The organism is Shinella sp. BE166, assembly GCF_051201095.1.
Taxonomy (GTDB): domain Bacteria; phylum Pseudomonadota; class Alphaproteobacteria; order Rhizobiales; family Rhizobiaceae; genus Shinella; species Shinella lacus.
On the sequence record NZ_JBPEHL010000016.1, the window covers coordinates 108725 to 121099 of the forward strand.

At 59.6% G+C, this 12375-nt stretch carries 10 protein-coding genes; 4 read left to right on the forward strand and 6 right to left on the reverse strand.

Translation table 11 applies throughout. From position 1 onward, the window contains the following. Positions 1–53: 53 nt before the first annotated feature. Positions 54–1049, reverse strand: coding sequence for an ABC transporter substrate-binding protein (locus J2Y63_RS28545; protein WP_435268887.1), 996 nt, complete (start codon positions 1047–1049; stop codon positions 54–56). A 103-nt stretch (positions 1050–1152) separates the two neighbouring features. Here J2Y63_RS28545 and J2Y63_RS28550 point away from each other — a divergent pair, with 103 nt between their 5' ends. Further along, positions 1153–2049, forward strand: coding sequence for a LysR family transcriptional regulator (locus J2Y63_RS28550; RefSeq protein ID WP_435268888.1), 897 nt, complete (start codon positions 1153–1155; stop codon positions 2047–2049). A gap of 168 nt (positions 2050–2217) precedes the next feature. On the opposite strand, the gene J2Y63_RS28555 is transcribed toward J2Y63_RS28550, so the two are convergent. Together J2Y63_RS28555 and J2Y63_RS28560 are read right to left on the reverse strand one after the other, a co-directional pair. Then, on the reverse strand, positions 2218–3675 hold the full coding sequence (locus J2Y63_RS28555) for an aldehyde dehydrogenase family protein (RefSeq protein WP_256120240.1): 1458 nt from the start codon (positions 3673–3675) through the stop codon (positions 2218–2220). A 9-nt stretch (positions 3676–3684) separates the two neighbouring features. Continuing rightward, positions 3685–5463, reverse strand: a complete 1779-nt coding sequence (locus J2Y63_RS28560) for a thiamine pyrophosphate-binding protein (protein WP_435268889.1) — start codon at positions 5461–5463, stop codon at positions 3685–3687. 210 nt (positions 5464–5673) lie between these two features. Between J2Y63_RS28560 and J2Y63_RS28565 the strand changes: the two genes are divergently transcribed. From J2Y63_RS28565 to J2Y63_RS28575, 3 genes are all read left to right on the forward strand, one after another. Further along, a complete protein-coding gene (locus J2Y63_RS28565; RefSeq protein WP_435268890.1) occupies positions 5674–6729 on the forward strand; it encodes an aminopeptidase in 1056 nt (351 codons plus the stop codon). Between the two features lie 231 nt (positions 6730–6960). Further along, the gene (locus tag J2Y63_RS28570) at positions 6961–7983 is read left to right on the forward strand and encodes a Bug family tripartite tricarboxylate transporter substrate binding protein (RefSeq protein WP_435268891.1); all 1023 of its coding nucleotides are present in this window, start codon (positions 6961–6963) and stop codon (positions 7981–7983) included. Between the two features lie 119 nt (positions 7984–8102). Next, positions 8103–8588, forward strand: a complete 486-nt coding sequence (locus J2Y63_RS28575; RefSeq protein ID WP_435268892.1) for a TIGR02444 family protein — start codon at positions 8103–8105, stop codon at positions 8586–8588. A 15-nt stretch (positions 8589–8603) separates the two neighbouring features. Here the strand turns inward: J2Y63_RS28575 and J2Y63_RS28580 are convergent, their stop codons facing one another. Genes J2Y63_RS28580 through J2Y63_RS28590 form a run of 3 tightly spaced genes read right to left on the reverse strand, consistent with a single transcriptional unit; the run spans position 8604 to position 12372 of the window. Further along, positions 8604–9668, reverse strand: a complete 1065-nt coding sequence (locus J2Y63_RS28580) for an AbrB family transcriptional regulator (RefSeq protein ID WP_435268893.1) — start codon at positions 9666–9668, stop codon at positions 8604–8606. A gap of 26 nt (positions 9669–9694) precedes the next feature. Further along, on the reverse strand, positions 9695–10726 hold the full coding sequence (locus J2Y63_RS28585) for an XdhC family protein (protein WP_435268894.1): 1032 nt from the start codon (positions 10724–10726) through the stop codon (positions 9695–9697). Positions 10727–10749: 23 nt separating this feature from the next. After that, positions 10750–12372: a UbiD family decarboxylase gene (locus J2Y63_RS28590; RefSeq protein WP_435268895.1), complete on the reverse strand. Its 1623-nt coding sequence runs from the start codon at positions 12370–12372 to the stop codon at positions 10750–10752. Positions 12373–12375 lie beyond the last annotated feature (3 nt).

Here is a 12375-nt window from a genome sequence, read left to right on the forward strand (position 1 = left end):
GGGCACCAGCGCCTGCCATTGCAGCCGCTGGTGCTGGGTTATCCGAGGGTCGATTATTCGGCGCCTGTCACGGTGCTGATGATCGAATTGTCGATCTGGTCTTCGGCGATCAGCTTGTTGTCCGCCGCACCGTTTTCCAGGTTGAGCGCCATGACGGTGTCGAAGATCGCGCCGAGCGTGCCTAGCTTTCCGTCCGCCCCCATATAGGCTTTGGATTCCGCCAGGCTGGTATAGGAAAGGCTGCTTTCGACGACACCCGTGACCTCGGCCGGGGTCAGTCCGAACTCCGGCGCCACCATCTCCGCGAATTTCGCGGGTTCGGCCTTGATGAAATCGACCGCCTCGTAAAGGCACGCGAGGAATTCGGCATATTTCTTCGGGTTCGCCTTGAGGTCGTCATTGCGTGCGATGATGGCATCGACGATGAGGCCACGCTTATCCTTCGACGAGAGAAGTACCTTCGCGCCGGAACGCGTGGAGTTCTGGACGGCCTGGGACATGAAGGGTTCGTAGGTCGCAATGGCGGCAATGCTTTCGTCGGCGAAGACGGCCGCGGTATCGGCCGTGGCAATGTCCTTGATCTGGAGATCGGCGAGCGAAAGCCCGGCCTCCTTGAGGGCCGCCTGCAAAAGCAACCGTGATGGAATGTTGAGCTCCGAGGCCACGGTCTTGCCCTTCAGGTCGGCGACCGAGGCGATCTTGTCGTCGGTGATGACGCCGTCTCCCCCGACAGATTCGTCGATCGTACCGATGATGATGCCGGGCGTGTCCTTGTCGCGCGGGCGACCTTGGTATTCACCGACCGAGCGCATCTGGACCTCGATATCGCCGCGCGCCATCGCCGCCATGACATTCGCGAGATCGTCCTCGAACTTGATGCTGACATCGAGGCCGCGAGCCGTGAAGCAGCCGTTCTGGATGCCCACATGGACGGGCGCAAAGCCGAGCCAGGTCGGCGCGAGGATACGGATCTGCTCGGCGCTCTGCGCGGCCGATGCCGTGGAAGACAACAGGATTGCAGCCTTGGCTAATCTGATGAAAGCGTTCATTTTGTTCCCCTTGAAATTTATGAGGACAGCCTGCCACGCGGTACATTGAAGTAAATCAAATTGTTTGCGACCCTGCATCGAAGATTATCAATGTGAGGTGCAGATGCGCAGATTGGACAATATCGATATCCGCCTCCTGCGGGTGTTCGTCGCGCTGGCGGATGCACGCGGCTTTGCCGACGCGCAGATTGCGCTCAACCTCTCCCAGTCGACGCTGAGCACGCATCTTGCCGAACTGGAAAAGCGCATCGGCGCCCAGCTTTGTCTGCGGGGAAAACAGCAGTTCCGCCTAACGGAAGCGGGCCAGGCGACCTATGACGCGGCCCAGCAGCTCTTTCTCGATCTCGACGGTTTCACCCGGCGGGTCAGTGCCGCACGTGGCAGCCTCGCCGGCCGGCTGCGCATCGGCGCCTCGGACGGCATCTATACAAGCCCGCAACTGGGCCTCCAGCACACCATCCGCCGCTTTCTGAAGGACGATGCCGATGTCTTCCTGGAACTGACACTCGCCATGCCATCCGAACTTGAGCAGAAGGTGGCCGACGGGGACCTCGATATCGTCATCGGCCCGCTGTCCCAAAAAGCGCCAAGTGTCACCTATCGCGACTTCGCAACGGAACCGCATTCACTCTATTGCGGCGCCGCACATCCGCTTTTTGCCAGAAACGACAAAGATCTCGACATGAAGGACATCGAGAACAGCCGGTTCTGCGTGCGGCGCTACCGACATTTCGACGACCTCTATATCGTCGGCCATCCCCGCGCCAGCGCATCGGCCGTAGAGATGGAAGCGCAAGCCATGATGATTTTATCAGGCCATTTCATCGGCTTCCTGCCCTGCCATTTCGCCGAGCCCTGGGTGAAAACCGGCGAGTTGAGAGCCTTGAAGAAGGGAACCTTCGACTTCTCCTCCACACATCGCATCGCGTATAGGACTGCAAACGCGGCCAACCCCTTGGTCGTTGCTTTCTTGCAGGCCTTGCTCGAGCCAGCGAGATGAAATCTAGCGCTCCGTCCCTTGACGGAATTCAAACAGCTGGCCCCTCGTGTAGACAAGGATCATGCAGACTTGGACTTGATCAGTTTCCAGCGAAGCGGTTCTCAAATGCGGCGGCTACAATGTATCCATCACTCTTCTACTTCGGCAATTTGTGAATCCGACAAGACGTCAAAGCGCAATTTTGATCGTCTTCATCTGGGTGAATTCCAGCAGTTCCTCGATCGATTCTTCACGCCCCACGCCGGAAAGCTTGTAGCCGCCGAACGGTGCGCCGATGTAATGGGATGACGTGTCGTTGACCCACACGAAGCCGGACTGGACCTGCCGGGCCGCGCGATGGGCCGTGGTGACATTCGTTGTGTAAATCGCCGCGGTGAGCCCGTAGTCGACACTGTTGACATGGCGCATCATGTCCGCCTCGTCAGTCCATTTGATCACGGCGAGGACAGGCCCGAAGATCTCTTCGTGCGCGATCGCCATGTCGGGCGTGACATCGGTAAAGATCGTAGGCTCGATGAAGTAACCATTGGCAAGGTCGGGCAACGTCGGGCGCGCGCCACCCAGCCGGAGCGTCGCGCCCTGCTGCTTGCCGAGCTCAATGTAACCCATGATCTTCTCGTACTGCGCCTTGGAGATGATGGCGCCCATATTCGTTGCCGGGTCTGTGGCAAGGCCGGGCTTAAAGCGTCGCGTCGCGGCGATGATGCCCTCAACGACAGCATCGTGGATATCTGCGTGGACGAAGAGCCGCGATGTCGAACCACAGGACTGGCCGCACCAGGTGAAGTTCATGCCCCGTACCGCACCCTCGACGGTGCGGCCGATATCGGCATCGGCATAGACGATCAACGCGTTCTTGCCCGAGAGCTCACAGATCATCGGTTTCAGTCGGTCGGCGCAGGCCTTCGCAACCGCTTTTCCAGTGGCGATGCTACCGACAATCGACACCATGGCGACATCGCGGTGCGTGACCAGCGCCTGGGTGGATTCAAGCCCACAGGTCATGAAGTTGATGACACCCGGTGGCGCAATACCGTCGATCAATTCCGCCAACCGCAGAGCGGAGAGCGGGGCCTGCGGCGAAGGCTTCATGATCACGCTGTTTCCAGCTGCCAACGGCGCGCCGAGCTTGCCGCCGGCAAAGGAGAGCGGGTGGTTGAAAGCGCCGATCCGGAGGCAGACACCCCAGGGTTCGCGCACTGTCATGCACATCATGTCCTGGCCAGCGGGTATCGTGCTGCCTTTGGCTTCAAGCGCCACGCCGGCAAAATAGTCGAGCTTTGTGGCGGCGTTTTCGGCATCGCGCAACAGTGCGGTGACAGGATTGCCACAGTTGGCCGCATCGAGAAGGGCGAGTTCCTCGGCATTCTTCCGAATGACAGCCGCAATCTCACGCAACAAGGACGAGCGCGTCTTCGGCAGCGTTCCCTGCCAGTCTTCGAATCCCGAGCGGGCCGCAGCGATCGCCGTTTCAACATCGCTGATATCGGCCTGCGCAACCGGACCTAGGCTCTCACCGGTCGACGGGTTGAACACATCTGTATAGCCGCCATTGGGAGCGTGCCAGCGGCCGCCATAATAGAGATCGCGATTTGCGGGAAGGACCGACTGTATTGTTCTGCTCATCACTGCCTCCTAATGCCCACGGGTCACGATCTTCTTGGTGTATCCGAGGGCGATATGCGCATCGATCAGATATGGCCGCCCGGCATCGACCACGGCCAGCCCGCGTTCGATCGCCGCCATCAGGTCGTTGACATTCTCGACCGGGCCTTCTGCTTCGACACCTTGCGCGCGCGCCATGCCGGCCAGATCGAGTGCCGGATTGTCGATCTGTTGTCCGATCCAGCGGTTCTCTGGCGGGCGCCCGCGGTCTTTGGCCATGGCAGCCTGATGGATCTCGTCGTTGTAGTTCGAACGATTGTTGGCCACGATGAATAGCGCTGGGATCTGGTAATGCGCGGCGGTCCAAAGCGCCGTGACGCCCTGGAGAAAATCGCCGTCGCCCATGACGCCAACCACTGTGCGGTCGCTGCCAAGCAGTGCCAACGCTACGCCGACCGTCAGCCCCGGGCCGGCGCCGATGCCGCCGCCGCCGTTATGCCCCATGAAGTCAAGCGGTCCACGGATCATGAAGGCGCGCGTCGACCAACCGATATTGTTGTTGGCGAGTGTAACCTTACGGCTCCCGGCGATCTTTTTGACCGCTACTTCCAGGTCGAATGGGATAATTTCCCGGTCGCCATTAGCGTTGAACTCGGCCGGCCCCGGATCGATGCGCGCTATGCCGGTCCAGGTCGAAATACCCTTATCCCGCCCGTTCAGGCTAACGAGGAGTTGTGCGACGAAGGCATCAGGATTGGCATCGATGGGGAAATCGGCCGGTGGCAGGCCGAAATACCCCATGTCCCAGCCATTGTGGAGTGAGCGATCCTGCGTCACATGCACGATCCTGGCTTCAAGCTGGTCGGATTTGCGATTGACCTGCCGCAGCAGGCCGTTGAGATCAACCCAGTCGAACGAAACGATGAGATCTGCTGCCTCGACGATCGGTTTGGCGTCGGCATCAAGCCAGGTGAGCGGTGGGGCAGCATGGCGAGGATGGTCGGTCGGAAAGACCGCCTTGCCGCGGGTCGACGTCATCACATAGGCACCGGCGGCCTCGACCAGCGCCACCCTGCGATCCCAGTCGCCCTGATCGACCGAGCCACGGCCAAACAGAAACAGGGGATTTCGGGCCGCCCGGACAAGATCGGCCACAGCGTCGATATCGCGTTGCGTGGCACAAGCTGGCGAAATCGGCTGATAGCGCTCGGCTGTCGGAATATGGAAGTGTTCAGGGGCCGGGTCCTCCTGCAAACCAGCGTCCAGGCAGATATAGACTGGGCCACGCGGCGTGGACGCGGTGATCTGGTGGCCGCGCAGGAATGCCTCGACGATGCCGTCCGCAGAACGTGGTTCATCATCCCACTTCACATAGTTGCGCAGCAATCCGCCCTGATCCTTGGAGGTGTGTATCCAGTCGATATAGGGGCGCCGCTTTTCCGGCTCGACAGGACCGGTCGCACCGATCACGATCATCGGCGCTCGCCCGCCCCAAGCATTGAAGATGCCCATCAGGCCATGCAACAGCCCGACATTGGAATGGAGCACAGCGCCCATCGGCTTGTCGGTGACCTTCGCATAACCATGCGCGATCGAAATGACGTGGTCTTCGTGCAGGCACAGCAGCATTTGCGGCGAACGGTTACCGAGGTAGTTGACGAGGCTGTCGTGGAAACCGCGATAGCTGGCGCCGGGATTGAGGGCGACATAGGGGATATCGAGCCTTCGCAACATCTCCGCGGCGATGTCACTCTTCCAATCAAGCGTCGAGGGTGTCTCCAACCCAATGGGGCGATCAAATTTGTCCAACTCTTCCTCCTCCGGTTGTCAATGCACTTGGAAATTCCGCCAAATAGAATTTTTGATTATTATTTCGTTGGAAATTCCGTTACGTGGAATTACTTATTTTTAATCCATAAAATTTCTTCTAAGCTATACAAATACTTCAATCGCCGTCAAGCGCGTCGAAAATATAGACGCGACGCGAAAGACGGAAGGAATAGCATTGAGGAGGATTGCATGCCGCTGCACGGTCTCATGACGGGTACGCTTGATTATCTACGTCGCCCCCTGGTGGCCAACATCACGCCAGGCATGAACGTGCTCATCGTGACCGATACGGCGCATGATCCAAGGGTCTGGCAGGCTGTCATGAGCATTGTCAGCGAACTCGGCGCAGACGGCACATTGGCGCTGTTTGATCCACGACCGGCCGACTACTACGATCCGCCCAAGACAGTCTGTGAAGCGATGCTGCATTCGGACCTCAACATCCTGCTGGCATCGACCGGCATGCTGCACGCTCATGCAAACGCGGTTGCGATGGATGCTGGTGTTCCGGTCATCTGCATGGATGGCGGCATGACGCTGGAAATGTTTCAGTCCGGCGCAGTCACCGAGGACCAGAAGGAAATGGCGATCCGGCAATATTGGGTCGCTACCAACATCTTCGGTAAAGACGCCAGGCATTGCAGGGTTACCTCCAAATATGGCTGCGACTTCACCTATTCGGTCGAAAACCGCATTTTCATCCCGAATATGCCGGGCGACGACTTCGTTGCCTACAAGATCCAGAACGTCTCCAAAGTTCAGAACCGCAAGTCCAACATGCTGCGGTTCCTCTATCCCAATGGCGAATTCAACATTCCGCCGGTCGAATACAGCGGCAGCGGCAAACTGGTCATCGATCTGTGCATGCACCAGATCGGCCGGATATCCAGCCCGATCGAGCTTACGGTCGAGCACGGGCGTATCGTCAAGATCGACGGTGGCGCAGACGCGCACTTCCTGCGCAACTATCTTGAGCAGTATGGCGACGAGAATGCCTATGTCTGCCCAGCGGAGGCGTCGGTGGGGATCAACTCGAAGGCCCAGATCCGCGGCGTCCAGCGCGAAGACAAGAACATCCTGGGCACCATGCATTTCGGGCTCGGCACCAATGTCGATGTGGGTGGAACCCTGCTGTCGAACATTCACATGGACGGGGTGATCCTCGAACCAACGCTTTATGTCGACGGAGACAAACGGATCGAAAACGGACGCTTCCTACGTCCGATCGACGGCCCCTTGGGCTAAGGACCATAAGCCAAGAAACTTCCGCGCGGCTCCGCGTGACCCGCGCCGTCGAAGCGCGCCCGTATTTGGTGAAATATATATCAATAAAAACAAGACAATATTGCAAAATCCTATCGTATTTCCGGATGGCGGAATTCTTTGTTCAAGCAATTGCCAAGTTTTCCTTTGCTTCCTACCGTCTCTATATTGCCTCGCAGGGGAAAGCGAGGTCGATCACTGGAGGAAAGCATCATGTTGAGACAGACCGCCATGCATTGGCTGGCGCGCGGCGCCGTCGTACTCACTGCCCTCGTTGCCGCTCAACCCGTTCTCGCGCAGGAAGATTTCTACGCAGGCAAGACCATCGAACTGGTCATCGGTTTCGCGCCCGGTGGCGGAAACGATCTCCTGTCCCGCGTCGTCTCCAACCATCTGGGCGACCACATTCCGGGTAAACCGACGATCGTGCCGATCAATCTGCCCGGTGCCGGGGGCCTGGCGGCGGCCAACCAGCTCTACAACACGTCGCCACAAGATGGCACGGTGATCGGCATTGTCTCGCAGGCCGTGCCGCTGCAATCCAAGATGATCGACAATGTCGAGTTCGAAATGTCGGGCTTCAACTTTATCGGCCGCGTCCAGCCGTCGACCAGCGTGACCATGGTCTGGAATACGAGCGACATCAAAGACATACAGCAGGCGATGAAGGAAGAAGTGATCCTCTCGGCGACCAATGTGGGTTCGTCGATTTCGCTGTATCCGCGCGCGATGAACCAGTTCCTCGGCACCAAATTCAAGCTCATCATGGGCTATGAGGGCTCCGCAGCCGGTATGCTGGCCATGGAACGCGGAGAAGCCGAAGGGCACTCCACGACCTTCGAAGCCCTGATGGCTGCCAATCCCACCTGGTTCAAGGAGGGAACGGTCCGTATTCTTGTGCAGCATGCGCTGAAGCGCGATCCGGTGCTGCCCGATGTTCCGACCTCCGTCGAGCTCGCCTCGGAAGAGAACCGGCCTGTCATGGAACTGATCATGAGTTCCAATGACATCGGAAAGTACTATTTCACGACGCCCGGCATTCCGAACGACCGGCTTGAAATCCTGCGCCGTGCCTTCGATGCCATGGTCAAGGACCCGGCTTTCCTGAAGGATGCGGCTGCGATCGGTGCAACCGTCAATCCGATGTCCGGCGAGGACTTACAGGAGATGATTGCGCGCTTCGACAAGATCGATCCCGCACTTCTCGCCAAGGCGAAGGCGGTTTATGGCGAATAGAGACCGATTTCGAAATCTAAAGGGGCGCTTGCTAGGCGCCCCTCATGTTATCCGTCGGCCTCTGGCGTGCTCGCAGCCTTATGAGCATGTAGAATGACGGGAATGACGGAGGACGAGACGTGCGACTTTGGGACTTTGCCCTCGATTTCTATCGCCGAGAAGGCGTTGCAATGGCCTGCCTCGAGCTCCAGGATCGGGGCAATGTCGACGTCAATGTCCTGATTCATGCCCTCTGGCGGACGGTAATCCGTGAAGAGACGCTTGAGCAAGGCGACATCGAGGCCGCTGATGCGCACGTGGCTGTCTGGCGCGAAGAGGTCGTTCTGCCGCTTCGGGCCATTCGCCGCCGGTTGAAATCAGGACCGGCTCCAGCACCGGACAAAACGACCGAAAAGCTCCGCGACCGCGTCAAAGCCGCCGAACTCGACGCGGAACATATCGAACTCGATACACTTGAAGCCATGCCAGCGGCTGCATCGCCATCAAAAACATCCGATACGCGCCCACGCGCTGGGGCGGCCGTCCTCCTCGTTCTGGAGCATTTCTCGTCGGGCCAGAGCGAGCCGCTCGCGCATGCCATAGAAACGCTCATCGACGCAATCTAACGACAAGTTGCGGCATCACGCGTCACTATCATCACTCGCTTTGCGCGGAGCTAATCTGATGGCACCGCGAAACAGGAGCTGCGCCAGAGCGACAACCAGGATCACGCGAACGATATGGTGGCCGGAGACGAATGCCACTTCGAGGTCCATAGCGAGTGCGACGAGACTCATTTCGTTGAGGCCGCCAGGAGAGTAGGCCAGAAGGATCGCCTCCAAGCCGTAAGGGGAGACAACAGCGAGCCCCATGGCGAAGAACAGCGCAATGGCGAGCATGATCGTCACAGATCCGGCGCTGACCAACAGAATGACACCGATGCGTTTCGGCGGTACGCCGGCGAAGCGGCACCCGATGAGCGTTCCGAGAACCACCTGCGCGAGAATAATCACCTCGGCCGCCGGCTGGAAATCCGTAGCGCCCGTCATATGCACCGCGGCGGAGATAAGCATCGGTCCAAGAAGGTATCGCGCCGGCAGTTTCAGGATTCGCCCGGCAGCCATGCCGACCACGACACAACCCGCTAGCAAAAACTCGCTCATTATGGATGTCTCAGCAATCGACAGACGAGTTGCACTCGCTCCGGTCACAATTGTCGCATCCGCGAGAAACGCGATAATCAGTGGCACCGCGGCCACGACGAAAAGGATGCGCGCAGAATGCACCAGCGCAATCGTTCTGCCGTCACCGCCTTTCTCTTCGCCGACGAGCATCATTTCAATGACGCCGCCGGGCATGGCGGAGAAGAAGGCGGTCGGCAGGTCCATGCCCGCAACCAGACGGAAGTAGGGCGTTACCAGAACAGCGCACACCAGCACATAGCCCACAAGACCGAGTAATGTAGGCACCCAGCCCGTGAGGCTGGCGAGTTGTTCAGGCGAGAAGCTCGCTCCAAGCAAAACGCCAATGATCGCCGTCATGAACGGGCGAACGGCCGCGACGGGTCGCACTGGCAGGCGGAGCAGCGTTGCGGCCGTGCAGGCACACATCGCTCCCAGCATCCAGGGGAGAGGAAAGCGGATATAGGCGAAGACTGCTCCTCCGACCGTACCGATCAGGAGCGCAAGGCCGAAGCCAGCCCACATCGCAGTTTTCGATGCCGATCCCACAATCAGGAGCCGGCGAGCTTATCGGCCTGTTCGCGGGCCTGCGTCACCTGCCCCAGAATGGAGATTGCCAACGATGCGGCATCTCTGGTGGGACCAAACAACCCAACCGGACCATGGATCGTATCGATCAAGGTCTCTGCGATGCCGGCCTGCCTTAGGGCATCAACGCGCATCTGATGGGTTCTCCGGCTGCCAAGCGCGCCGATAAAAAATGGCTTGTGTTCCCGAAGGAGATGGCAGAGCAGGCCAAGTTCCCATTCATGGTCGTGAAACAAGAACACGACGGCGGTATAGGGATCGACTGCGAAATCGGGGCGATCGGAAGGCATCGAAAGCCAATGCGCCTTGGCGCCATTGCGGTAGACGCTGTCCGCCGTTTCGCCGTCGGCACAATAGGCGATCACCTCAAGACCGGCAGCGGTTGCTATGCGCGCCGTCGTTTCCACCTCAAGCCCACGACCGATCAGAACGAGGCGCGTCCTTGGTCGGTAGACGCGCTCGAAAATGTCGAGCTTCCAGCCCGTCCCATCGGCCTCATCGAGCGACTGGTCGAAGCGCAGCCTGCCCTCCTTCGGCAAGTAACCAATACGGAACGGCTCACGAAATTCCATCGCTTCAATGGCGGCGCGCACAATCACGGGATCGGGGGCCACATGGATATGCAAGTCGATACCGCCACCGCAAGGCAGACGCACGTCGATGAGCGGCGAGCCCGAGCCGATGCGCAACACCTGGTCGCGCGCCTTCTCGATAGCCTGGATGGCTTCGGCGGCAATGGCCGCCTCTACGCATCCACCCGACACGTAACCACAATAGCGACCGTCCGAGAGCACCGACATATGGGCACCCTTGCCACGCGCCGACCCTCCGATCACCTCCACGACAGTGATCAGCGCGCAGCCGAGGCCTTCCTGTTGACCAGTCTCGAGCAGCCGGAAGGCGGTGAGCGCGTCGTCAGGCTGGCTATCAGGTGCGCCAAGCGGGAAATCGACGCGGGCCGCCATCATGGGCACACGCCTTGGGAAGATCTGCATTGGTCGTCTCCTGCGGGCGCGGATTACTCGAGATTGCGCGCAGAATCTTCGGGACCCTTGCCCGAATGCTGCCGCGGCAAGGTGTCGTCGCCGTTGAGCTGCCAATCGCTTGCGGTGGCGCGCTGCGCCAAGGTTTCCCAGCGCTCGGTCCAGTCGCCCAACGTGTAGCCGTGCCAAGGGGATTCCGCCTTGATGGCCGGCAGACCCAACTCCTCCCAGATCGCCTTGGCGTTTTCCATGAATTCCTTTTTGGGTAAGGCGAGAGGCGGCAGCGGGCGCTTCTGCGTCGCGTCGATCAACAGGCCGGAATCGGTGTTCGAGGGGCCATACTGAGCACCCTGCACGCCGCCTCTGTTGGGCGTGATCAGCACGTCCTCGGAGGGGGTCGATCGGTAGGCCATCGACCACAAGATAGCGTCGACCGAATTGGGGTCGATGTCCTCACTGATCGCGATGACGATCTTGCCGACGCTACCCATGAAGGAAGACGCGGCGTAGAGCCCACGCCAGACCTCGCTGCGCGGTGTTCCATAGGCATATTGAAGGAAGATGACCGGGCGAAGATTGGTCAACCGCTCGTGCAACACGACCTTCTTGATACCCTTGATCGACAGTTGCTTGGACAGATGGTGCAGGAACAGCGGTTCGTAGGCGACCTTCTTTATGACGCTCGATTCCGACGGGGTCACCTGGCTGATAATGGCGTTGAAGATCGCCTCCCGCTTGTGCGTGATGGCCGTGACGATCATGGGCATGTTGTAGCCCTCGAGCGCGACATAGCCGTTGCTTTCGCCGAACGGGGCTTCAGGCTCAAGCACGGAGGTATCGATGTATCCCTCTATGACGATCTCGGCATCTGCCGGAACTTCAAGGTCGTTGGACACGCATTTCACCGTGTCGATCGCCTGTCCTGCCAGACCCCCAGCGACGGAAAACTCATCGACGTCGACGGGCAGTTTCTGCGGCGAGGTAAACACCACCACGGGTGCCGCCCCAAGCGCGATGGCGATCGGCATGCGCTCTCCGCGCTCACGATATTTCAGCCAATGCAACCACCCGCCGGCGCCGCCGGGCTTTGCCGCCATGCGAATGACCATGCGGTCCGGCGCTTTCAACGCGGCGCGATACATGCCGGCATTCTGGACACCGGTTTCCGGATCGCGCGTGATACACATGGTCGCCGTGAGGTAGGGTGCGGAATCGAAGCCCGGCGTCGAAACGGGCACCGGCAATGCCGCAACGCCACCATCTGGCCGCGTCAGCGCCTCGCCTTGAATGACAACCGCCTGGCATGGGGCGTCCGTGACCCGGTTAGGTGGAATCGGATTGGCAATCGCGTGATTCCAGGCGTCACCGATCTCCTCGACCGGACGGCCCATGCCCATGGCATAGATGCGCGGGGAGGCCGCCAATGCGCCAAGAAGTACCGGCATGTCGTATTTGCGGCCTTTGGAATCCACCACATTTGTGAACAGGAATGCCTTGCGGTCGTTCTCCTCCAATCCACCCAAGAACTGCCAGCGCACCAGCGGGTGGAGTTCCGTATCCTTGTTGATGGGGCGGTCGACCCGCACCAGCAGACCCGCGGCATCGAGCGCGTCGAGATGGTCATTGAGATTGAGCGGCGGGGTTCTTGGGACGGTCATGGT